The organism is Streptomyces sp. NPDC087901 (genome assembly GCF_044742205.1).
Taxonomy (GTDB): domain Bacteria; phylum Actinomycetota; class Actinomycetes; order Streptomycetales; family Streptomycetaceae; genus Streptomyces.
Genome location: NZ_JBIUUC010000009.1, coordinates 327,857 through 350,153, shown reverse-complemented (window position 1 = coordinate 350,153; position 22,297 = coordinate 327,857). Strand labels below are relative to the sequence as shown.

Below are 22,297 nucleotides of genomic sequence, written 5' to 3'. Positions count from 1 at the left end.
CATGGCTACTAAATAGTGGAGACGGCTCGACGGCCGTCCGTGAGGGGTCAGGAGTGCAGGTGCAGCAGGGCGTCGGCGTGCGCCAGCCCGCTCTCCGCGGCGATCGAGTCCAGCGACTGGGCGTCGCGTACCGGAGCGAAGCGGACTGCCGGCCCGTCCTGTCCCGTGCCCGCCCCGGTGCCGAATCCGTACACGGCGGGCCGCGGCAGGCTGTTGTAGGCCCACGGCGTGGAGAAGTAGTACGCGCCGGTGTCGTACAGCACGACGTAGTCGCCCGCCCGTAGTTCGGGCAGCTCCCGGGCGTGCGCGACGACATCTCCCGCGAAGCAGCACGGGCCCGCGATGTCCTGGACGAGCGCCGGTCCGGCCTTCGGAAGCCCGTCGGCGTCGAACGCGCCGACCCGCAGGGGCCAGGCGTCCGGCATGAAGACGGTACGGGTGGCGGTCTGCGCGCCCGCGTGGGTGAGCGCGATCCGGCGGCCCCCGGCATCCTTCGTGTACTCCACCAGCGCGCCGATGAAGCCGTTCTTGGCCAGCAGCGACCGGCCGAACTCGGTGACGAGCTCGTACCGCCCGTCGAACAGCCCCGGCACCGCCCCGCGCAGCGCGGCCACGTAGGCCGCGAACGTCGGGCGGACCGTGTCGTCGGCGAAGTTGACCGGCAGGCCGCCGCCGATGTCGAGACCGGTGATCTGCCGGCGGCCGAGTGCGGTGTTGATCTCCTCGGCCAGCCGGTACGTCTCACCGATGCCCGCCGCGATCAGCTCCAGGGAGCAGCCCTGCGAACCGACATGGGCGTGCAGACGAGTCAGCCACGGGTGCGCCGCGAACGCCTGCACGACCCGCTCCCGCGCGCCGGGATCGCGCAGCGCCACGCCGAACTTGGAGGTGGCCGTGGCGGTGCTCATCGCGCCGATGGACCCGCCGCCGACCTGGGGGTTGACCCGGAGCCCGATGACGGACACCGCGTCCGAGGGCCGCAGTGCGGCGATCCGGTCCACCTCGTCGAGGTTGTCGGCGTTGACCGCCACCCCGAGCGCCAGCGCCATTCGGATCTCGTCACGCGTCTTCGCGGGGGAGTCGAGGACGATCTTCGACGGCGCGAACCCGGCATCGAGCGCGATGCGCAGTTCACCCGGGCTCGCGACCTCGCAGCCCATCCCGCACTCCGCCAGGAGCCGCAGCACGGGCACGAGCGACGCGGCCTTCGCGGCGAAGGTGTGGAGCACTCCGGGCACCCCCGCGAACGCCTCGTGGAGGGCGGCGACCGAGTCACGTACCCCGTCGGTGTCGACGAATCCGGCGACCGGGCAGGACTCGCCGAGCAGACCGTCGGCGACGGCGTGGCGGACCGCGGCCGCGACACGCGCGGAGGAGGACGGAGCGGAGGAGGGCGGCGTGGAGGAGGAAGGGCCGGAGGAGGACGCGGAAAGGCTCATGGGATCAGAGTCGGTGATGGTCGCCCCACAGTCTCTGTCCGGCAGGACAGCATCGGTGCAGGCTCTTGTCCGGACGGCCAACGAACCATACGGACACCGGAGTCAAACCTATCCGGTGAGGCGGACCGCGAGTGTGATGAGCAGCCGGGTGTCGGGGTCGTCCAGGTCCACACCGAACCGCTCCCGGGCGCGCCTCAGCCGGTATCGCAGCGTGTTGGGATGCACCACCAGCCGGGCGGCTGCCCGGGCCACATCGCCCGACGCGTCGAGATAGGCGGCCAGCGTACGGACCAGCTCTCCGCCCGATGCCAGGTCGGCCCGCACCAGCTCGTGCACCGGCCCGCCGCCCGCCTCCCACACCGGCCGGACCGCGTCCAGTACCCGCGCGACGTCCAGCGAAGGGCCGACGGCCGCCGCGTCCGCGTACCGGCCCGGGTCCGCCCCGTCGTCGCGGGCCGCGCGCTCGCGCAGCACCCGCACGATCAGCGCCGCCTCCTCGCACGAGGCAGGAACCCCCAGCGCGGTGGCGGCCACCGGGCCCGCACCGGCCAGGACCGGGACGCCGCCGGGCAGTGACGGGGCCAGCATCGCGAGCTCCCGGGCCAGGCGCAGCGCGTCACGCTCCTGACCTGCGCCGACGGGCAGCAGGGCGAGCAGCCGGTCACCGTCGCGCAGCACCTGGACCGAAGGGCGGTAGGACACGGCGTGCAGCGCGAGGACCTCGAGGGTGCGGTCGCCCACGGCCGACTCCGCGTCGTGCCGTTCGACGACGACCACCGCGCAGGCCGCATCGGGCGACAGGCCCAGGGACCAGGCATGGGTGCGGGCATCGCCCTCCCCGTGCAGCAGACCGCGCAGCGCGAGCTCCCGGCGGCGGGCCGCTCCGCTCTCGCGCAGCCGGTGCCGCACCAGGAGGGGTGCGGCGACCTCCGCCGCCCGGCGCAGCGCATCGGCGGCGTGCGGAGACAATGTGTGCCCGTCCGCGGCGGCCCAGATGGAGCCGAGCACCTCGGGACCACTGCGGACCGCGATGATCAGGCGCTCCGGGCCGTCGGCGTCCTCGGCCCGGTGGATCACATCCCGGGAGGTCCACAGGACCCGCAGCATCCCGCTCCGGCGCAGCTCGGCGACCCGCCACTGGGGGACCCGGCCGCCCAGGATCGTCGACCGGCGCAGCCCGTCGGCCTCCGGGCCGGTGGCGGAGTGGGCCAGCACCCGGAACCGGGTGTCCTCGATGGTGATCGACCCCCCGGTGTACCCGGCGACCGTCGCGGCGAGCGCGGTCAGGCTCTCCGCGCCACCGGCGGTGCTGCCCGGCGCCCCTTCGTCGAGGCCCGCCCGTGCGCAGGCCAGCGCGGAGCGCAACAGTGCCGCGGTGTCCGCCCAGTCGGCCCACTCCGCGCGGGTCAGCAACGCGATGCCCGACTCCTCGGCGGCGGCCAGCACCTCCGGGGCGACGGCCGCCCCTTGCATGTCGCGCAGGACCACCCCCGACGCACCACGCCCGGCGGCCTCACGCACCGGGCCGGCGGCCTCGGCGGAAGCCGCCGGCACACCCACCACCAGCACCAGACAGCCGTCGAAAGGCTGTGCGGCACCCTCGTCGCCGACCGCCACACCCCGCACCCCGACGTCGAGGCCCGCCGGGACCAGCACCGCGCGCAGCGTTCCGCTGTCGTCGAAGGCCAGGACCTCGCGCAGCGGTACAGCGGCGGACTCCGATGAGGTGGATGTACGGCTCGTCATGGCAGCCGAGCATACGAGCGGTGGACCCCGTGTCGTGTCCGCGAAGTCCCGTCCGGCCCGCCCGCAACGCTCCCGAGGACCCGTCGCAGGTCAGGCGATGATCGGGACCACGGCCTCCGGGGTCAGCATCCGGAACGTGAACGACTGGTGGAAGTACAGCCGGATGTCGGTCGCGTCGTGGTCCAGGTAGCCGATGGACAGGTCCTCGCCCAGGCACAGCTCGAAGTCGCCGCCCCGGGTGGACAGGAGCACCCCGCCGGCGACGGCCGGGGCCCACAGGATCTGGTCGTCCAGCAGCCTGGCCAGATGGGTGGAGACGGGATAGCCGTGGTCCGACGTCTCGGTCGCCTCCGTGAACGCGTCCGCGCCCAGGAGCAGCCGGTACGGCCCGTCGACACCCGCCAGCCGCAGCCGGGTCAGCGCCTGGCTCACCGTGGCCGGATAATCGCGCGCGTCGGCGGGCAACGGCAGCGGGGTGTGCGAGGAGCCGTCCCGCAGACCGGCGATCCCGGCCGCGGCGTAACCGTCGATGATCGCCATGTCCTCGGCGAACGCACAGGTCCGGGCCGCGTCCTTGACAGGCTGCCAGTCGCTGTCGTCCGAGCCGCGCTCGACATCGTCGACAGCTGCCCGCGTCACGGTGAACGGCACCCGCCACTCGATGACCGGCATCGACGTACGGGCGCGGGCGATGACGTCAGGGGTGGGCGGATCGATGTCGCACAGATGGCCGTCGCCGACCGCGGCCAGCTGCGGCCCCTCCGGACCGCTGACGTCGATGACGCGGCGGCCGGCCAGATGACGGCTGAAGGTGCGCCGGGCCTCCTCTTCGATCTGGTCCCAGGCGGCCTGGGTGACAGGGGCGAGTTCGCGATGGAGGTTGTTCATCTCTGGACGCTTTCTTGCAGGCTGCCGATGCGCAGCGAACCGTCCCGGACCACCGGCGCGACCACGGCCCTGGCCACCGGCGCGGACGCCGGCTCCGGCTGGGGCGTGGCCTGGGCGTAGGCGGGCGACGGCGGCGGGGCGCCGAGGAAGTCGGCGCCGGGGGCGTGGAAGAGCGTGCCGGTGACCGCGGTCGAGAAGTCGAGGATGCGGTCGTGGGTGCCGGGAGGATCACCGAGGAACATGTTGCGCAGCATCCGCTCGGTGACGTCGGGGTCGGCGGCGTACCCGATGAAGTACGTACCGAACTCGCCCTGTCCGAAACTGCCGAACGGCATGTTGGCGCGCAGGATGTCGCGCTCCGTGCCGTCCGGGTCGGTGATGGTGTTCAGCGCGACATGCGAGTCGGCGGGCTTGACGTCGTCGGCCAGCTCGACGTCGGTGAACTTGGTCCGCCCGATCACCCGCTCCTGCTCCTCGGTCGTCAGCGCGTTCCACGTCGTCAGGTCGTGCAGGTACTTCTGTACGACGACGTAACTGCCGCCCGCGAATTCGGGGTCCTCGTCCCCCACGAGGGCCGCGGACCGGGCATCGTCGCCCACCGGGTTCTCCGTGCCGTCGACGAACCCGAGCAGATCCCGGTGGTCGAGGTAGCGGAATCCGTGCGTCTCGTCGACGACCTTCACCGCCCCGCCCAGCCGGTCCAGCAGCTGCGACGCCCACTCCCAGCACACGTCCATGCGCTCGGCCCGGATGTGGAACAACAGGTCGCCCGGGGTGGCGGGGGCGTGATGGCGGGCGCCGTGCAGCTCCTGGAAGGGGTGCAGCAGGGCCGGTCGCGGACCGGAGAACAACCGGTCCCAGGCATCGGAGCCGAACCCGGTCACACAGACCAGCCCGGCATCCGGGTAGCGGAACCCGATGGAGCGGGCGAACGCCGCCAGATCCGGCAGCGCCTCATGGACGACCGGCTCACCACCGGGCTCGATCGTGGCGACCAGGATCAGCGCCGCACTGGTCAGCGGGGCTACGACGGGCTGCGCCGCGGCCCGTTCCTCGTTGGTCTCGGGCATGCGGCGGCTCCATGAGCTGGCTCGGCGGTACGACGCGGTGGAACACTGCCCCGTCGCAGGTACGGCGAGCGGGCCCGCTGCCACTTACCCACACCCCGGGCCCCGCCGCACCCCGGGTCACCCGACCGGGCGACCGGCAGAGGGCCAGGCGACGCCGGGGCTCAACGGCCGGAACCGGGCCGGCGACGCACCAGCAGGCGGACGGGCTTGTGTCTCCCCCCGGGGGAGACAGCAGGGTGGGCGCATGAACGGCGACACGCACCTCTCGATCGGCGAGCTGGCCCGGCGGACCGGGCTCACGGTCAAGACCGTCCGCTCGTATTCGGACCGCGGGATCGTGCCGCCCGCCGGCCGCACCCCGGCCGGCTACCGCCGCTACGGGCCCGACGCCGTGGCGCGTCTCCAGCTGGTACGGACGCTGCGTGCGCTCGGACTCGACCTGTCCACGATCCGCGAGGCAGTGGCACGGGACACCCCGCCGGCCGAGCTCGCCGCAGCGCACGCGGAGGCGCTCGCGGTGCAGATCCGGGTGCTGAGCGTGCGACGCGCGGTGCTCATGGCCGCCGCCAGACGCGAATCGACCCCTGAGGAGATGGATCTCATGCACCGACTGGCCACGCTGTCCGAGGAAGAACGACAGGCACTGACCCGCGAGTTCCACGACGAGGTCTTCAACGGACCGGGTGCGGAGACGGGCATGCCGGGCGTCAGGATGTCGATGACGCCGCAGCTGTCGGACAACCCCGCCGAGGAAGAGACGGAAGCGTGGATCGAACTGGCCGAACTGTCCCTGGACCCCGGTTTCCGGACGGTCATGCGACGCACGGCCGAACACCATGTGGCGGACCGGGCCGATCGTACCGGCGGCCTCCCCGGGCGCGGTCCGGAAGCGGTGATCCGCGACCACGCAGCCCCGGCGCGCGCGGCTGGTGTCGCCCCGGGCTCCGCGCAGGCCGGTCCCGTCGTCGACGCGGTGACGGCCGCGTACGCGCTACTCTGCGGCCGGCCGGACGACGACGCTCTCCGGCAGCGGCTGCTGGCCCGCCTCGACACCGTCAACGATCCGCGCAGAGAGCGGTACCTCCACCTGCTCGCCGTGGTCAACCGATGGCCCGCCCCGGACCAGCTGTCGCCCGAACTGGACTGGTTCAGCGCGGCGCTGCGAGCTCGGATCCCCGGCTGATCCGGCTGATCCTCCCGGTCCGGCCGGTCCGGGACTACCGGGTTGCGGCCGGCCCGCAGGAGACGGCCACGGACCAGGTCGACACATGGGTTCGCGGGGCGGCTGAGATCCGCCGGGTGGTGGCAGCCGTCTGCCTCATTCCCGTCATCCCATGGGATCTTCTGTCGCTGTGCTCGCGATCCTGTGCGGGGCCTGCGGGTGTGCAGCCGTACCGTCGAATCCGTCGGCGTGACGGCGATCCGGATCCGGGCCGCCGGAGCGCGTAACCCTGCTGGGCGCAGAGTGCCCCGGCCCGCCGAAAGACGTGACATGGCAAAGATCCTTTTCGTTGTGACCGGATCCGACCACTGGACTCTGGCCGACGGAACCGCGCACCCGACCGGCTTCTGGGCGGAGGAGGTCGTCGCCCCGTACGAGCGCTTCCGGGCCGCGGGACACGAAATCGTCGTCGCCACCCCCGGCGGAGTGGTTCCGACGGTGGACCGGGGGAGCCTGGCCCCCGAGTTCAACGACGGCCAGGAGAACGCCGACAAGGTGGCGGCGTCCGTCGCCGGCATGGCCGAGCTCCGGCACCCGCTGAAGCTGGAGGACGTGGACCCGGCGGACTACGCGGCGGTGTTCTACCCGGGCGGGCACGGCCCGATGGAGGATCTGGCGGTGAACGCCGACTCCGGCAGGCTGCTGACCCGGGCTCTGGAGTCGGGGATGCCGCTCGGTGTCGTCTGCCACGCCCCGGCGGCCATGCTCGCCGCCACGAAGGACGACGGCACCAACGCGTTCGCCGGGTACCGGCTCACCGGTTTCACCAACACCGAGGAGAGCCAGGCGGGCTTCGCCGACCGGGCCAAGTGGCTGCTTCAGGACCGTCTCGTGGAGGTCGGCACCGACTTCCAGGAGGGCGGCCCGTGGACCCCGCACGTGGTCGTCGACCGCAACCTGGTCACTGGTCAGAACCCGGCATCGGCCGCTCCGCTCGCCGACGAACTGCTCAAGAGGATCGGCTGAAGCGGGCCGGCCACGCCTGCTGTCGACCGCCGGATCAGCCCGCCCCCACCTCCGACCGGTCCCCGCCCCAGAGCGTGTGGAAGGAACCCTCGACGTCGACGCGGCGGTAGGTGTGCGCGCCGAAGAAGTCCCGCTGCCCCTGGGTGAGCGCCGCCGGCAGCCGCTCGGCGCGCAGACCGTCGTAATACGACAGCGCTGCGGCGAACCCGGGGGTCGGCACCCCCTGGCGCACCGCCTCGGCCACCACCGCACGCCAGTCGTCCTGCGCCGCACCGATCTCCTCGGCGAACTGCTTGTCGGAGAGCAGGCTCAGCAGCTCGGGCCGGGCGTCGTACGCCGCGCGAATGCGGTCCAGGAAGGCCGCCCGGATGATGCAGCCGGCCCGCCAGATCGATGCCACGGCGCCGAGGTCGATGTTCCAGTCGTAGGCCTCGCTGCCCGCCCGGATCTGATGGAACCCCTGGGTGTACGAGACGATCTTGGACGCGTACAGGGCCTGTTCCACCCGGTCGGCGAAGGCGGCGGCCTCCTGCTTGCCGAGCGGCGCGGGAGTGGGCCCCGCGAGCTCCTTCGCCGCCTCCCGAAGGTCGGCGTGGCCCGACAGCGACCGGGCGAAGACGGCCTCCGCGATCCCGGAGACGGGTACGCCCAGATCCAGTGCGATCTGCACCGTCCAGCGCCCGGTGCCTTTCTGCTCCGCCCGGTCCTGCACGATGTCGACGAAGGGCTTTCCGGTCGAGGCGTCGGTGTGGGCCAGGACCTCGGCCGTGATCTCGATCAGATACGAGTCGAGGCGGCCCGTGTTCCAGCTGCGGAAGGTCTCGGCGATCTTCGCGGGGGAGTACCCGGCCACCGTGCGCAACAGGTCGTACGCCTCCGCGATCAGCTGCATGTCTGCGTACTCGATGCCGTTGTGCACCATCTTGACGAAGTGACCGGCGCCGTCCGGACCGATGTGCGTGGTGCAGGGGGTGCCGTCCTTCGCCTTCGCCGCGATCTTCTCCAGCATCGGCCCCAGCGACTCGTACGATTCGGCCGAACCGCCCGGCATGACGCTGGGCCCGTTCAGCGCCCCTTCCTCGCCGCCCGAGATGCCCGCGCCCACGAAGTGGACGCCGCGCTCGCGCAGCTCCTTCTCCCGGCGCCGGGTGTCCTCGAAGTGGGCGTTGCCGCCGTCGATGATGACATCGCCCTCGTCCAGCAACGGGGCGAACTCCTGGATGACCGCGTCCGTCGGCTCGCCCGCCTTCACCATGACGACCAGGCGGCGCGGCCGTTCCAGCGCGGCGACGAACTCCTCGGGCGTGCGCGCGGCCACGAAGGTCCCCTCGTCGCCGAACTCGTCGACCAGGGCATCCGTCTTCGCCGTCGTGCGGTTGTGTACCGCGACGGTGTAGCCGTTGCGGGCGAAGTTTCGGGCCAGGTTGCGGCCCATCACCGCGAGTCCGGTGACGCCGATCTGCGCAGTGCCGCTCATCTGTCTGCTCCTGCAATCTGTCGGGGAGGGCGAGGACCGGTACTTAGACCGGGGCGGGGCACGGGGAGGCCGCGCTGTCCAGTATGGATACGGGACGGGAGGACGGCCTGTTCAAGGACGGACGACACCCGGCCCCTCCCGCTCCGGGCCCGGTCCGTGCGTGCGTGCGGGAGCCGTGGAAGAGTTCCTGGCGCTTGACGAAGCGCTTGGCGGGTCGGTGCCTGCGCGGACACCCGCCTCGCCCGTCAGGCACCGTTCCCGGGGCACGTCGGACATCGGCGTCGGGGTACGGCACCTGTTCTGTCTGCTTCGCCGATCTGCTCGTCAGCTGTGAAATCCGCAGGTTCGTCGGCCGCCCGTCGGGTACCCGCGTGTACCACCAACAGGCGGCTCTGCTGCTGTTGTTCAGGCATCCCTTGACAGTTCTCGCGCTGCGGCGCAACACTGAAAGTCAACGGGAGAGCGCTCTCCCGCTCCTTCCGGTCACCGTCACCAAGGGCCTCTCCGCGATGTGCGATCCAGCTGCCTCCCTCTTCTTGCCGCACGCCCCGTGTGCGCGGACGCGGAGTGGCGTGGAGGTTCGCATGGCGACAGGGCCGTGTCCGCCAGGATCCCGTCCGGCGGTGCTCCATAAGAGGAGGTTGGGTCCCCGCCTGCTTTCGCAGCCTTACTGGCCTCGTTGCCGCGGAATTTCCCGGGATCACGCACGCGGGACCGGCCGGCGCCGCTCCCTGTGCGGCCGGAACGGCCGGTAGCCGTCAAGTGCCCGGAGCGCTCGCTCTTCTCGGCAGCCGCGCCCTGCCTGCGAGGAGAGCGCTCTCCCCATAAATTGCCCGCGTCGTCCCACTCCCCGCTGTCGGCGCGGCGCAATAGCCCGCGGTGCTCACGGCAATCCGTGGCCACCGCGGGCCGCCGGCTTTCCCGGCCCGGCCCCCGCCTGTGTATATTCCGGAGAAAGCTAAGGGGTCTAGGCAGTACGTCGACGGGGGTGGGGATGGTTCGCGCGGGGCTCACGACCGACCGGGTCGTGGCGGCGGCGGCCGACCTGGCCGATTCGATCGGCTTCGGCAAGGTCACCATTTCCGCGCTGGCCCGCGGCTTCGGCGTCAAGGACGCCAGCCTGTACTCCCACGTCAAGAACCTCCAGGATCTGCGTACCAGGGTCGCGCTGCTGGCCGCGGGGGAGTTCATCGACCGGATCGAGGCCGCCGTGGCCGGCCGGGCCGGCAGGGACGCCCTGATCGCCTTCGCCGACGCCTACCGGTCCTTCGCGCTGGAGTGCCCGGGCCGGTACGAGGCGACGCGGATGCGCGTCGATCCTGCCGTCGTCGCCGCGGCGCCCGCGTACCACCGGACCATCGAGACCACCTCGTCGATGCTGCGCGCCTACGGCCTGACCGAACCCGATCTCACGGACGCGGTACGGCTGCTGCGCAGCACCTTCCACGGGTTCACCGCCCTTGAGGCGGACGGCGGATTCGGTGCGCCGCGAGCGGTGCAGACGTCGTGGGAGCGTGCCGTCGAGGCACTGCACTTCCTGCTGGCCAACTGGCCGTCGGCGATCGGTGGGGCAGGACGCGGCGAGTGAATCCCGTGGACGTGGCCCCCGGCCGGCGTAAGGCGGCCGAGTTCTCCATGATGCCGTCTCACCCACCGAGGAGGCTGAGCACGCGGGGCCAGGCATCGGCCTGTGCGTGGGCGTTCCCGGACACGGTCCCGCCGAGATCCATGTAGCTGCCCGAGATCGGGTTCTTGGCGTACCGGGCCGTGGCGCTGTAGGGATACCAGCCGATGTGGTGCCCCGCGTTCTTGTAGACCAGTGCCTCGCGCTGCCGGCCCGGGCGCGTTCGCTCGTCCCCTATGCTGCGGGCGGCGTCGGCCGACTGCCAGAGCCGGTCGTCGTTCCCCGCGACGGCCAGGATGTCGCCGTTGACGTCGTCCAGTGGGATGGGTGTGAAATCGACCGGGTCGTTGTCCCGGGTCCATGCCACGCCGTGCGGGTACCCCGGGGTGGTGCTCCGGGACGGTGCGTAGAGCACGAGGTCGCTGACGAGGCCGGGGTAGGTGTGGGCGAGGAGCTGGGCTGCCTCCGTGCCGCGGGAGATCCCGATCACGACAGGTTTGCGGCTACCCGCGCCGTACCGCCGGTCCAGAAAACGGGCGGCCGTGGCGAAGTACTCCAGCTTGATGTTCTCCAGGGTCTCCGGACGTCCCGGGCAGCCGAAGTAGCAGAGAGCGAGAACGGGGTGCCCGTGGGAGGCGAGCAAGGCGGCGGCGAACGAGTTGCTGACTCCGCCTTCCGAGCCGCCGATGCTCAGGACCGGTGCGCGTCGAGGCGCGTGGGGCGGCGGCAGGTAAAGGGCCCCGAACACGCCGATCCTGCCCCCGCTCAACGCCTGGTGGGTCGTGCCCTCGCTCATCCACGTTCGCGTCAGCGAGCGCGTCGCGATCGGCTTGCCGCCCGCCTCCACAGCGAGATTCACCTTGTACGACGCCTGCTGTTCCGGCAGCTTCGGGAAGAACGCCGCCTTGCCCGCGTCCATGTCACGCGGCTTCATGGACCAGAACAGCCCCATGCCGTCCACGCCGCGGTAGGTGCCTGACCGGGATCGTGCACGGTCCAGGTCCACCGTTCCCGAATCGTTCGCGGTGACGACAGCCTGACTGGCCCATCGAACGCCCTCACGATCCACGGAGCCTGCGGTCAGGGTGACCTCCTCGTGCGGATGCAGGCCCGTGACCCGGACCTGGACAGGGGCATCCGCCAGAGATTCGGGCCGGTCCACCTGGATGCGCGCCCGGGTGCTGTGTTCGGGCCCCGACGAACAAGCCCCCGCACCCGACAGGGTCAGGCAGCACGCCGCCGCGACTGCGCGAGTCCGCCACCCTGCCGCACGGCCGTTCACGCTCTTCGTCCTCACGATGCGCCCCCTCAACTCGGCGTTGCCGCAGTAGCTGTACAGGGAAAGAAACCAATCACGTGGAGGAGGTTCCGCGCCGAGGATCGGACAACCCGTAATCGGACTTGTCGAATTCTTGGCCGAACGAGGCGCGAACCGAGAGGCGCGAACCGAGAGGCACGAACCGATAGGCGCGAGACGCGAAACCTCCGGCGGCGACGGTCGTCTGTCGCGGCCGGAGGCTGCCGGGGTGGCCCCTACGCCCTCACTGAGAGGTCAGGCGGCCTTGCGTGAGCGGCCCGCCGCCACTTCGCGGGCCAGCTCGGCGTAGCGCCGGCCGCTGCTCTTGACGGTGCGGCGCTGCGTCCCGTAATCGACGTGAACCAGGCCGAACCGCTTGTCGTAGCCGTACGCCCACTCGAAGTTGTCCAGCAGGGACCAGGCGAAGTAGCCGGCGAGCGGGGCGCCCTTGCGGACGGCGCGGGCGCAGGCGGCGAGATGCTCCTCCAGGTACTGGGTCCGTTCCGGGTCGTGCACCGATCCGTCGGCGAGGACGACATCCTGGTAGGCCGCGCCGTTCTCGGTGACGTAGATGCGCTGGACGCCGTAGTCCCCGGTCAGGCGCAGGAGCAGCTGTTCCAGGCCTTGCGCGTGGACCTCCCAGTCCATGTGGGTGTGGCGGGAGCCGGGCAGATAGACCTGCTTGGCGTGCGGCACGGGGCCATGCGCGTCGGCGGTGACGACCTGGCGGAAGTAGTAGTTCACGCCCATCCAGTCGAGCGGCGCCGCGATGAGTTCCATGTCGCCTTCCTGCACGGGGAGTTCGACTCCGTACAGGTCGACCATGTCCTGCGGATAGCCGCGCCCGAGGATCGGGTCGAGCCACCAGCGGTTGGTGTGCCCGTCACCGCGCACGGCGGCGGCCCGGTCCGCCTCGCGGTCGGTGGCGGCCTCCACCGGGCTGAGGTTGTTCACGATGCCGACCCGGGCGTCCGGGCACGCGGCCCGTATCGCCTTGACGGCGAGACCGTGTCCGAGGTGCAGGTGGTACGAGGCGCGGACGGCGGCGGTCAGGTCCGTGAGACCCGGCGCCATCGTGCCCTCCAGATGCCCGATCCAGGCCGAGCAGAGCGGTTCGTTGAGGGTCGCCCAGTCCTTCACGCGGTCGCCGAGGCGGTCCACGACGACGGACGTGTACGCGGCGAAGTGCTCGGCGGTCTCGCGGACGGTCCAGCCGCCGCGGTCCTGGAGCGCCTGCGGGAGGTCCCAGTGGTAGAGCGTGGCGAACGGGGTGATCCCGGCGTCGAGGAGGCCGTCGACCAGCCGGTCGTAGAAGTCGAGACCGGCCGCGTTGACCGGGCCGTCACCGCCCGGGACGATCCGCGGCCAGGCGAGCGAGAAGCGGTACGCGCCCGCCCCCACCTCCTTGATCAGGGCGATGTCCTCCGGGACCCGGTGGTAGTGGTCGCAGGCGACGTCCCCGGTGTCGCCGCCGTCCACCTTCCCCGGGGTGTGGGAGAAGGTGTCCCAGATGGAGGGCGCGCGGCCGTCCTCGGCCGCGGCTCCTTCGATCTGGTACGCGGCGGTGGCGACGCCCCAGGTGAAGTCGGCCGGGAGGGCGCTGAGGTCGTTCACGGACTTCCTTTCCGAAGTGGTCACTTGACGGCTCCCGCGGTGAGGCCGGCGACGAGGTAGCGCTGGAGGAGCAGGAACCCGCCGACGATCGGCACGCTGACGACGAGCGAGGCGGCCATGACCTGGTTCCAGTAGACGTCGTTCTGTGTCGCGTAGCCCTGGAGGCCGACGGCGAGCGTGCGGGTGGTGTCGTTGGTCATGACGGAGGCGAAGAGGACCTCGCCCCAGGCCGTCATGAACGCGTACACGGCGACGGCGACGATGCCGGGCACCGCGGCCGGCACGACGACCCGGAACAGGGCGCCGAGCGGTCCGCAGCCGTCGACGAGGGCGGCCTCGTCCAGGTCCCTGGGGATCGAGTCGAAGTAACCGATCAGCATCCAGATGGAGAACGGCAGCGAGAACGTCAGATACGTGAGGATCAGTCCGCCGCGCGAGCCGTACAGCGCGATTCCGGTGCTGTTCCCGATGTTGACGAAGATGAGGAACAGCGGGAGCAGGAAGAGGATGCCGGGGAACATCTGGGTGGAGAGCACCGTGACGGTGAAGACCCGCTTGCCGCGGAACGTGTAGCGGCTGACGGCGTACGCGGAGAACACCGCGATGATCACCGAGAGCACCGTCGCCGAGCCCGCCACCACCAGCGAGTTGACGAAGTACCGGGCGAGCGGGACGGTGTCCCAGATGTCGAGGTACGGCTTGACGGTCAGCCCGGACGGGATCCAGTGGAACTTCCCCGAGACGTCCTGGAGCGGCTTGAGGGAGCTGCTGATCATCACGTACACGGGGAGCAGGACGAAGGCCGTCAGGAAGGCCAGGATGATGCGGCGGGTCCAGAGGAAGGACTGCGGCGCGGCCATCGGCGACCGCGACCGTGATCTTGATTTGGCCGCTCTCGACAGCGCGGCCGGCTGGGCATGGCTAGGCATCTGCACCCTTCCTTCCGCGCGAGGTGATGAGCAGGTAGACGGCCGTCACGACCAGCAGGAACAGCAGCAGGAGCACGGACATCGCGGATCCGGTGCCGAAGTTCCAGGTGACGAACGACGACTGGTAGATATGGATCGAGATGAGGTCCGCGCTCGAAGGTGCCGCCTTGCCGAACAGCACGTACGGGGTGTTGAAGTCGTTGAACGTCCAGAGGAACAGGACGAGCACCAGGACCTGGTTGACCGGGCGCAGCGACGGCAGCGTGATCTTGCGGATCTGCTGCCAGATGCCGGCGCCGTCGATCGCGGAGGCTTCGTACAGCTCGCGCGGGATGTTCTGCAGCCCCGCCATCACGATGAGGAAGGCGAACGGCCAGCCCTTCCAGACCGAGACGACGATCAGCGCGTAGATGCTGTTGTCACCGATCAGCCAGAAGGACGGCTGGTCGGTCAGCCCGAGCTGGTCGTGGAGCACGTGGTTGACCAGCCCGTTGTCCCGCTGGAACATGAACGCCCAGGTGATGACGGCCGCGTAGACCGGCAGGGCGTACGGGACGAGGAAGATCGCCCGCAGGAATCCGCGGCCGCGGAAGTTCTCCTGGAGCATGATCGCCGCCGTGACACCGAACAGCCACGCCAGGCCGACGGCGAAGAACGTGAAGACGCAGGTGACGAAGAACGAGTGGAGCAGCGCCTCGCCGATCGGGGCGTTGAAATCGACGGCGATCCTGTAGTTGTCGAGGCCGGTCCAGGGCGCTGCGCCCCAGTTGCCGATGAAGAACTGTGTGAGCCGGCGGAAGCTCATCACGATCCCGATGATCATCGGGATCACATGGATGAGAAGTTCGAGCAGGACGGCCGGCAGGAGCAGGAGATAGGGCAGTCCGCCCTGGCGGATCCGGTCGGGGATGCGCGGCAGTCTCCTGCGCGCACCCCCGGTGCCCCGGCTCGTCACCCTGTCGGAATTCTCCGCCCGGCTGTCGGTGGTCACGGTGGCGGTCATCAGGAGTGCCTTACTGCTGCATCGTCTGCTGGGCCTTTTCGAGGCGCGCCTTGACGGATTCGGTGGTCACGGGGCGTCCGGCTGCGGCGTCGGCCCACAGTTCCTTGACCGCGGTGCCGACGGCCGTCTCGAACTGCGACTCGTTGGGCACCTGCGGCAGCGGGGCCGCGCTCTTGGCCAGCGTGTCGCGCAGGACCGCGAGGTCGGGCGCCGAGAACGCGGCGTCGGCCTGGGCGGTCTTGACCGGGGGGATGGACCCGTAGGTCTTGTTGAGCAGCTTCTGCTCGGCGTCGCTCGTCATGAACTTCACGAACTTCTTCGCGCCGTCGATGTTCTTGGTGTTCTTGAACACCGCCATGTTGATGCCGGCGACCATGGAGTTGATGTTCTTGCCCTGGCCGGGGGTGCCGGACGCGACGGGCACGGGGGCCGCTCCCCAGTCCTCGGGCTTCATGCCCTGGGAGGCGAACGTCGAGGCGGCGGCCTGCCACAGCACCATCGCGGTCTTGCCCTTGGCGAAGTCCGTCAGGGACTGGTTCTGGGCGTACTCGGCGTTGCCCGGCGCGATGATCTTGTCCTTGGCCATGAGGTCGATGTACTGCTTCACGGCCGTGACGGCACCGTCGGAGGTGAAGGTCGGCTTTCCGGCGGCGTCGAAGAAGTCCGCACCGTGCTGCTGGCCCAGGACGAATGTCTGGTGGATGTTGTTGGACAGGTTGGCGCCCTCGGCGCCCAGCCCCCACTTGCCGTCCTTGGACAGCTTCTTGCCGTCCGCGACCAGCTCGTCCCAGGTGGCCGGGGGCTTGGTGATGCCCGCCTCGGCGAAGCTCTTCTTGTTGTAGTAGAGGGCGTACGCGAGCGAGTAGAGCGGCACCGCGGAGGGGTCCTTGCCCTCCGCCCCGGCCGAGGCGACCGCCGAGTCGACGAAGCGGTCCCGGCCGCCGATCGCGTCGAAGTTCGCCTTGTCCCAGGGGAGCAGCGCGCCCGTCGCCTGGAGGGAGGCCGACCAGGTGTTGCCGATGTTCAGCACGTCCGGGCCCTGACCGGACGTGGTGGCGGCGAGGATCCGGTTGAGCAGGTCGGCCCAGGGGACGACCTCCAGCTTGACCTTGATGCCGGTCTGTTCCTCGAACTTCTTCAGCTCGGGGGTCAGGATCTTCTTGTCGGCCTCGATGCTGGGGCCCTGGTTGGACGCCCAGTACGTGAGGGTCTTGGGTGAATCGTTGCTGCCGCCGCCCGAGGACGTACCGCCTCCGCAGCCGGTGACTCCGGCGGCGATGGAGATCGCGAGGGTGGCGGCTGCTGCGGCTCTGATGGTGCGCATGCGGGATGGCCCCTTTCCGGGGAGGAAGGCCGCGTTCAAGAAACGAACGACCTTCAGGGCTTAATTTATGACGTGATTTAAGAGGTGAGAGAAGGTCGCGTCAAGTCCCGCGGTCACGGTATGTTGCGGGAAGGGAAGGAGCCACATGGCTGAGCGCAACAGACGGACCGTGCGTGACCTGCGACGGGGCAACCGGGCGAGGGTATTGCAACGGTTGTATTTCGACGGCCCGCTGAGCCGCCAGGAGCTCGGTCCCGTCACCGGGCTGAGTTCAGGTTCCATCAGTAACGTCGTCGCGGAACTTGCCGCGGAAGGTCTCCTGGAGGAGGCCGGTGTCGTCGACTCCGACGGCGGCCGTCCCCGCACTCTGCTGCGTGTGGCCCCCGGGGGTGGCCTCCTCATCGGCATCGACATCGGCGAGACCCGGATCAGGGTCGAGCTCTTCGATCTCGCCCTCACCGAACTCGCCCGCACGGAAAGGCTGCTGGCCCAGCACGGCTACGACGTCAACCGCATCGTCGGCCACGTCCGCAGCGGGGTCGCCGACGTCCTGCGGGACGCCGGCGCCGATCCGCGCCGGCTCCTCGGCATCGGGATCGGCGTCCCCGGCATCATCGAACGCGACGCACCGGACGGCTCGGTCGGGGACGTGGGCTCCGTCGTTCACGGCCAGACCATCAACTGGAGCGCCGTCCCCTTCGAGCGGCTGCTCCGTGACGCCGTCCGGGTCCCGAAGGAGGTGCCGTTCTTCATCGACAACGGTGCCAAGACGCTCGGCCAGGCCGAGATGTGGTTCGGCGGCGGACGCGGTGCGGGGGCCTCGGCCGTCGCTCTCATCGGCTCCGGCGTCGGCGCCTGCGTCAACCACGGCGACCTGCTCGACGAGGACCGCAGCAGCATGGCCCTCGAATGGGGCCACACCACCGTGCAACTGCGCGGCCGACGCTGCCGGTGCGGCTCGACAGGGTGCCTGGAGGCGTACGCAGGCGCCGAGGCGATGCGCGAGCGCTGGCACGAGGCGGGCGGCCCGCTGCCCGCCGACGCCGACGACGAGACCGCGCTCGCCGCGCTGCTCGCCGCCGCCTACCCCGGCCCCGGCGGCGAACCCGACCCGCTGGCGGTCTCGGTCCTCGACGAGACAGCCGCATGCCTGGGCGCTGCTCTGGGCGACCTGATCAACCTCTTCCTGCCCGAGCGCATTCTGCTCGGAGGGTGGGCGGGCCTGCTGATCGGCCCGCACCTGCTGCCCGACATCCGCCGTTACGCACGGGAGTACGCGCTCCGCCATGCCGCGGCCCGGACCACGATCGAGCTGGGCCGGCTCGGCCCCGACGCGGTCACGGTCGGCGCCGCGACCCTGCCGCTCGCCGACTTCCTGGCGAGGGGCGGCAGCCGCCCGTCGCCCGAGCCGCAGCCCGGCGGCCCGGCACCGGGTTTCCGGACCGCCGCGGATGCCGTACGGAACCGGGAACGGTCACGGACGACGTCGGACGCGACGGGGTGAGGTGAGACGCGAGGAGGCGGGCGCTGACGGGCGTGCATGGCGGCAGCGGGCATCGGCGACGTGCATCGGCGACGTCGGCACCTGGGCAGGGCCGGTATTCGGGTAGGGGCGGCATCGGGGCAGGCTCGGCATCCGGGCCGGGGAGCGACCGCAGGGCCGGCCCTCCCCGGCTCATGGCGAGGGCGACGACCGGGGCGTGGGGCGCCACGCGGCCGGCCAGGTCACCTCCCGAGCGACGGCCCCCGGCACGCCGAGGCTCGCCGGGCGCGTTCCACGTAGCGGCTCCTTTCCGTTGCGGCCGGGCAGCACAACACCCCCCGGGGCGGCGGACGATGACCGCACCAGCACCAGCACCAGCACCAGCACCGGCGCCCGCGTCCGCACCCGCATCCGGGCCGGCGCCCGCATCCGGGCCGGCGCCCGCACCCGGACCGGCGCCGGACTACGCCGAGTCGCGGACCACCAGCGCGGGTTCGAAGATCACCGACGTCGTCGCCCCGTCCGGCTTCGACAGCCGGTCGATCAGCAGCCGGGCCATCTCGGCTGCCATCGCCTCGACCGGCTGGCGGACCGTGGTCAGCGGCGGCCGGCAGGCGGACGCCGCGCTGCTGTCGTCGAACCCGATCACCGCGACGTCCTCGGGCACCCGCTTGCCGTGCTCCCGCAGGACGTGACAGGCGCCCATCGCCATCAGGTCGTTGGCGGCGAACACCGCGTCCAGATCCGGGTGCTCGACCAGCAGCCGTTCCATCGCCGCCTCGCCGCTCTCCTGGGTGAACTGCCCCTCGGCGATAGGGATGTACGGATGCCCGTGCTGTGTCATCGTGTCGCGGAAACCGGCCAGCCGCTCCTGCCCGGCCGGCACATTGAGCGGCCCGGTGATGGTCGCGATGCGCCGGCATCCGCGGGTCAGCAGATGCTCGGCGGCCAGCCGCGCACCGTCCTGGTGGGCGAGGTCGACATAGCTGATCCGGACCGGCCGGGCGGGCCGGGCGTACAGCACCGCGGGCAGTCCGGCGTCCGTGAGCAGACCGGGCAGCGGGTCCTCCGCGTGGGTCGAGACGACCAGTGCGCCGTCGGCGCTGCCCTGGCGCAGGAACGAGACCACGTCCTCGCGGGCGCGTGACGTCTCGGCGAACATCAGGACCGGGTGCATCCCGCGCGGCCGGAGGTAGTTGACCACCCCGGTGACGACCCGGCCGAAGAACGGGTCGGCGAAGACCTGCGCGGTGAAGGACGATCCGCTCTCCGGATCGGCCGCGTCCGCCGTCGGCCCCCCGTCGGAGGGTTCGGGCTCGACGCCCGCGCCCGACACCACCAGGGCGATGGCGTCCGTGCGCCGGGTCACCAGGGAGCGTGCGGCGCGGTTGGGCGCGTAGCCGGTGAGAGCCACCGCCTGGCGCACGGCCTCCTGGATCACGGGGTCGACATTCCGTACGCCGTTGATCACCCGGGAGACGGTGGCGCGGGAGACACCGGCCGCCCTCGCCACGTCCTCAAGGGTGGGTGTACCGGCCGAGCGCAGATCATCCGTCATGAGCGCATTTATAGCATCAGCGGAGAGCGCTCTCCGTGGCGATCCGAACCGTTACCGCAGCCCGTACCGGCCGGAGTGGTCGTTGCGGTCGCCGTCACTGTCGCGCCGAGCGGCAGATCGCCCGCCGAACGGCCGCTCAGCAGCGCGAAGTCGCCCGCCTCCGTGTCCCACCCGTGCAGCGGGACCGACCAGTGCGCCAGGGCCCGCCCGGACACCCGGACCACCGCGACCACGCTCTCGCCGGGATCCGCCTCGACCGCCGCGTACTCGATCAGGCGCAGGGCCGGCCGCTCGACCGCCGATCCGCTCCTGGCCACATAGACCTGGACCACCTCGCGCCCGCGCCGCCGTCCCGAATTGCGTACCCGTACGTGTACGTCGAAGGCCTCCCCGGCCCGTACCGTCGCCGGGGCCGTCAGCCCCTCGTACTCCCAGCTCGTGTAACCCAGGCCGTGGCCGAACCAGTAGGCCGGCACGGCCCCGGACCGGAGCCAGGCCGCATAGCCGATGTGCAGGCCCTCCTCGTAACGAAGCCGCCCGTCGGCTCCGGGGGCGGTGTCGAGCACCGGTACGTGGTCCTGGTCGGCGCCCCACGTGGTCGGCAACCGGCCGCCCGGCTCGGACCGGCCGAACAGGACGTCCGCCAGCCCGCTTCCGGCCTCCTGGCCCGGGAACCACTGGAGCATCAGCGCGGGCACCCGGGTGTGCCAGGGAAGGGCGACCGGGCCGCCCGCGTTCACCACGACCACCGTGCGCGGATTGGCCCGCGCCACCGCCCGTACGAGCGCGTCCTGGTCCTCCGGCAGGCTGAGGTTCTCGCGGTCATGGCCCTCCGACTCGCTCTCCTCGGTCGTGCCCACGACCACCACCGCGACATCCGCCGCCCGCGCGGCGGCCACGGCCCGGGCGAGCTCGTACCCGGCGTCCCCGGGCGGCGGGGCGGCGGCGAGAACGGTCGCCACTCCGGTCCCTGGATCCAGTGAGCGCCGTGCCACCACCTCCACCTCCCGGCCCGCGACCATTTCGGTCTGCACGGAGCGCAGGGGAGGCGCGACATGCACCCGGGTCGGGTCATCGCTGTCCAGCGGGAACGACCCGGAGAGGACTTCCCGGCCGCCCACGGACAGCGAGAGGTCGCCCCAGCCGCCCACCGCCCAGGTCCACACACCGCCCACGTCAGGCCGGACCAGGGACCGGATCTCCACGGCCGCGGAGCCTTCGGTCACGACGGAGGGCTCCACGATCCGCCCGGACAGCCGGTGCTCGGTGCGGAGTTCGTCCCCGTTCCCGTCCAGCAGCCTGACGAGCACGCCCGGTTCTCCGGTGCGCGGATCCCGCGCCCCTTCCCGGGTGAGCGGGAGGGGGCGGGCGGACGGCGGCAGCCCGGGGTGGTGGGTCACTGTCGCCGAGCCGTCGAGTGCCTCCTCGATTCCGGCCAGTGGCGTCACCACCGAGTCGGGGAACACCTCCGCGCTGCCCCCGCCCTGAATGCGCACCGCGGTGGCGTGCGGGCCGATGACCGCGACCGAGCGCAGCTCCGCCGGATCGAGTGGCAGCAGATTCCCGTCGTTGCGGAGCAGCACCGAACCGGCGGCGACGGCCCGACGCAGCAACGTCCGCTGGGCACCGGGCGCCACCACCGGCCGCCATACCGGCCCGGGTGATCCCAGCGCACCCACGCGCCCGGCGAGCCGGAGCAGGCGCCGCACCTTGTCGTCGATCGCCTCGGGGGAGACCAGTCCCTGTTCCAGGGCGGTGAGCAGGCCGGCCGCCCACGGGCCGGCGGGACCCGGCATCGCCAGGTCCTGCGCGGAGCGCGCGGTGTCCAGAAGTGTGCGCACGCCGCCCCAGTCCGAGACCACGGGCCCTTCGAACCCCCAGTCCTCCTTCAGCGGGTGCTCCAGCAGCGGAGAGGCGGACATGGTGACGCCGTCGACCTTGTTGTACGCGGACATGACCGCCCAGACGCCGGCCGCCACCACTGCCTCGAACGGGGCGAGGTAGAGCTCGTGGAGCGTCTGTTCGTCCATGCGCACGTCGACGTTCAGCCGTTCCGTCTCGGCGTCGTTGGCGACGAAGTGCTTGGCGGTGGCGGCGACCCCGCCGGACTGGATGCCCTTGACGAGCGCGGCGCCGGTCCGCCCGGTCAGGAGGGGATCCTCGGAGAAGCACTCGAAATGCCGCCCGCCCAGCGGGGACCGGTGCAGATTCAGCGTGGGCGCGAGGAGGACGTCCACTCCTTTGCGTCGGGCCTCCGTGGCGAGCAGCGCACCGAGATCCGTGAGGAGCCGTTCGTCCCACGAGGCTGCCAGCGCGGTCGGGGAGGGCAGGACGAGCGACGTCTCGCGCTCGTCCCAGGTCTCGCCGCGCACCCCGGCGGGTCCGTCGGAGAGGACGAGGGGTCGTAGTGCGACGGCCGGCTCGCCGTACGTCCGCCACGTACTCGCGCCGGTCAGCAGACGCACCTTCTGTGCCAGGCCGAGCTTCTCCAGCAGCGGATCGATCTCTTCGTCCGTCATGACGGTCATGCCCTTTCAACCCCCGCACCCCAGATGGATTGGAGAGCGCTCTCCCAAACTGCCGCGCCCAGCGTCGCTGGCCGACGCCGACCGTGTCAATGGGGAACGGTTCCGGACGGGCCAGGGGCTGCCCGCCGC

Annotated in this window: 16 protein-coding genes; 4 read left to right on the top strand and 12 right to left on the bottom strand. The window is 71.3% G+C overall.

Translation table 11 applies throughout. The features are described 5' to 3' along the window. Positions 1–47: 47 nt before the first annotated feature. From ACIOEW_RS27150 to ACIOEW_RS27135, 4 genes are all read right to left on the bottom strand, one after another. The gene (locus tag ACIOEW_RS27150) at positions 48–1,439 is read right to left on the bottom strand and encodes a diaminopimelate decarboxylase (RefSeq protein ID WP_401966610.1); all 1,392 of its coding nucleotides are present in this window, start codon (positions 1,437–1,439) and stop codon (positions 48–50) included. A gap of 108 nt (positions 1,440–1,547) precedes the next feature. Continuing rightward, the gene (locus ACIOEW_RS27145; protein ID WP_401966609.1) at positions 1,548–3,185 is read right to left on the bottom strand and encodes a PucR family transcriptional regulator; all 1,638 of its coding nucleotides are present in this window, start codon (positions 3,183–3,185) and stop codon (positions 1,548–1,550) included. A gap of 90 nt (positions 3,186–3,275) precedes the next feature. Further along, positions 3,276–4,073, bottom strand: a complete 798-nt coding sequence (locus ACIOEW_RS27140; RefSeq protein WP_401966606.1) for a family 1 encapsulin nanocompartment shell protein — start codon at positions 4,071–4,073, stop codon at positions 3,276–3,278. Next, entirely contained in the window at positions 4,070–5,143 is a 1,074-nt protein-coding gene (locus ACIOEW_RS27135) for a Dyp-type peroxidase (protein ID WP_401966603.1), read from the bottom strand. The genes ACIOEW_RS27140 and ACIOEW_RS27135 overlap by 4 nt, the downstream gene beginning before the upstream one ends. A gap of 244 nt (positions 5,144–5,387) precedes the next feature. Between ACIOEW_RS27135 and ACIOEW_RS27130 the strand changes: the two genes are divergently transcribed. Then, positions 5,388–6,326 carry a MerR family transcriptional regulator gene (locus tag ACIOEW_RS27130; protein ID WP_401966601.1) on the top strand — a complete coding sequence of 313 codons (939 nt, stop codon included), beginning with the start codon at positions 5,388–5,390 and terminating at the stop codon, positions 6,324–6,326. 309 nt (positions 6,327–6,635) lie between these two features. Continuing rightward, complete coding sequence (locus ACIOEW_RS27125) at positions 6,636–7,331, top strand: type 1 glutamine amidotransferase domain-containing protein (RefSeq protein ID WP_401966598.1); 696 nt, start codon at positions 6,636–6,638, stop codon at positions 7,329–7,331. Between the two features lie 34 nt (positions 7,332–7,365). On the opposite strand, the gene gndA is transcribed toward ACIOEW_RS27125, so the two are convergent. After that, positions 7,366–8,808, bottom strand: a complete 1,443-nt coding sequence (gene gndA / locus ACIOEW_RS27120) for an NADP-dependent phosphogluconate dehydrogenase (protein WP_401966595.1) — start codon at positions 8,806–8,808, stop codon at positions 7,366–7,368. Positions 8,809–9,802: 994 nt separating this feature from the next. Between gndA and ACIOEW_RS27115 the strand changes: the two genes are divergently transcribed. After that, complete coding sequence (locus tag ACIOEW_RS27115) at positions 9,803–10,396, top strand: TetR-like C-terminal domain-containing protein (RefSeq protein ID WP_401966592.1); 594 nt, start codon at positions 9,803–9,805, stop codon at positions 10,394–10,396. A gap of 58 nt (positions 10,397–10,454) precedes the next feature. Here ACIOEW_RS27115 and ACIOEW_RS27110 read toward each other — a convergent pair whose 3' ends face one another. From ACIOEW_RS27110 to ACIOEW_RS27090, 5 genes are all read right to left on the bottom strand, one after another. Next, the gene (locus tag ACIOEW_RS27110) at positions 10,455–11,729 is read right to left on the bottom strand and encodes an acyl-CoA thioesterase/bile acid-CoA:amino acid N-acyltransferase family protein (RefSeq protein WP_401966589.1); all 1,275 of its coding nucleotides are present in this window, start codon (positions 11,727–11,729) and stop codon (positions 10,455–10,457) included. Between the two features lie 255 nt (positions 11,730–11,984). Further along, complete coding sequence (locus ACIOEW_RS27105) at positions 11,985–13,343, bottom strand: GH1 family beta-glucosidase (protein ID WP_401966634.1); 1,359 nt, start codon at positions 13,341–13,343, stop codon at positions 11,985–11,987. 20 nt (positions 13,344–13,363) lie between these two features. Then, a complete protein-coding gene (locus ACIOEW_RS27100; protein WP_401966586.1) occupies positions 13,364–14,272 on the bottom strand; it encodes a carbohydrate ABC transporter permease in 909 nt (302 codons plus the stop codon). Next, positions 14,265–15,275 carry a carbohydrate ABC transporter permease gene (locus tag ACIOEW_RS27095; protein ID WP_401966583.1) on the bottom strand — a complete coding sequence of 337 codons (1,011 nt, stop codon included), beginning with the start codon at positions 15,273–15,275 and terminating at the stop codon, positions 14,265–14,267. The genes ACIOEW_RS27100 and ACIOEW_RS27095 overlap by 8 nt, the downstream gene beginning before the upstream one ends. Before the next feature lie 10 nt (positions 15,276–15,285). After that, a complete protein-coding gene (locus ACIOEW_RS27090; protein ID WP_401966581.1) occupies positions 15,286–16,599 on the bottom strand; it encodes an ABC transporter substrate-binding protein in 1,314 nt (437 codons plus the stop codon). A 145-nt stretch (positions 16,600–16,744) separates the two neighbouring features. On the opposite strand from ACIOEW_RS27090, the gene ACIOEW_RS27085 reads away from it, so the two are divergent. After that, positions 16,745–18,103: an ROK family protein gene (locus tag ACIOEW_RS27085; protein WP_401966578.1), complete on the top strand. Its 1,359-nt coding sequence runs from the start codon at positions 16,745–16,747 to the stop codon at positions 18,101–18,103. Positions 18,104–18,545: 442 nt separating this feature from the next. On the opposite strand, the gene ACIOEW_RS27080 is transcribed toward ACIOEW_RS27085, so the two are convergent. Together ACIOEW_RS27080 and ACIOEW_RS27075 are read right to left on the bottom strand one after the other, a co-directional pair. After that, on the bottom strand, positions 18,546–19,640 hold the full coding sequence (locus ACIOEW_RS27080; protein WP_401966577.1) for a LacI family DNA-binding transcriptional regulator: 1,095 nt from the start codon (positions 19,638–19,640) through the stop codon (positions 18,546–18,548). A gap of 8 nt (positions 19,641–19,648) precedes the next feature. Beyond that, positions 19,649–22,168 carry a glycoside hydrolase family 3 C-terminal domain-containing protein gene (locus ACIOEW_RS27075; RefSeq protein ID WP_401966574.1) on the bottom strand — a complete coding sequence of 840 codons (2,520 nt, stop codon included), beginning with the start codon at positions 22,166–22,168 and terminating at the stop codon, positions 19,649–19,651. Positions 22,169–22,297: the final 129 nt, after the last annotated feature.

What these genes read in the sequence shown, in the direction of transcription:
- ACIOEW_RS27080 (WP_401966577.1), bottom strand. Translation starts at nt 19,640, where the DNA reads ATGACGGATGATCTGCGCTCGGCCGGTACACCCACCCTTGAGGACGTG.
- ACIOEW_RS27090 (WP_401966581.1), bottom strand. Translation starts at nt 16,599, where the DNA reads ATGCGCACCATCAGAGCCGCAGCAGCCGCCACCCTCGCGATCTCCATC.
- ACIOEW_RS27085 (WP_401966578.1), top strand. Translation starts at nt 16,745, where the DNA reads ATGGCTGAGCGCAACAGACGGACCGTGCGTGACCTGCGACGGGGCAAC.
- ACIOEW_RS27125 (WP_401966598.1), top strand. Translation starts at nt 6,636, where the DNA reads ATGGCAAAGATCCTTTTCGTTGTGACCGGATCCGACCACTGGACTCTG.
- ACIOEW_RS27095 (WP_401966583.1), bottom strand. Translation starts at nt 15,275, where the DNA reads ATGACCGCCACCGTGACCACCGACAGCCGGGCGGAGAATTCCGACAGG.
- ACIOEW_RS27075 (WP_401966574.1), bottom strand. Translation starts at nt 22,168, where the DNA reads ATGACCGTCATGACGGACGAAGAGATCGATCCGCTGCTGGAGAAGCTC.
- ACIOEW_RS27150 (WP_401966610.1), bottom strand. Translation starts at nt 1,439, where the DNA reads ATGAGCCTTTCCGCGTCCTCCTCCGGCCCTTCCTCCTCCACGCCGCCC.
- ACIOEW_RS27135 (WP_401966603.1), bottom strand. Translation starts at nt 5,143, where the DNA reads ATGCCCGAGACCAACGAGGAACGGGCCGCGGCGCAGCCCGTCGTAGCC.
- ACIOEW_RS27130 (WP_401966601.1), top strand. Translation starts at nt 5,388, where the DNA reads ATGAACGGCGACACGCACCTCTCGATCGGCGAGCTGGCCCGGCGGACC.
- gndA (WP_401966595.1), bottom strand. Translation starts at nt 8,808, where the DNA reads ATGAGCGGCACTGCGCAGATCGGCGTCACCGGACTCGCGGTGATGGGC.
- ACIOEW_RS27140 (WP_401966606.1), bottom strand. Translation starts at nt 4,073, where the DNA reads ATGAACAACCTCCATCGCGAACTCGCCCCTGTCACCCAGGCCGCCTGG.
- ACIOEW_RS27115 (WP_401966592.1), top strand. Translation starts at nt 9,803, where the DNA reads ATGGTTCGCGCGGGGCTCACGACCGACCGGGTCGTGGCGGCGGCGGCC.
- ACIOEW_RS27100 (WP_401966586.1), bottom strand. Translation starts at nt 14,272, where the DNA reads ATGCCTAGCCATGCCCAGCCGGCCGCGCTGTCGAGAGCGGCCAAATCA.
- ACIOEW_RS27145 (WP_401966609.1), bottom strand. Translation starts at nt 3,185, where the DNA reads ATGACGAGCCGTACATCCACCTCATCGGAGTCCGCCGCTGTACCGCTG.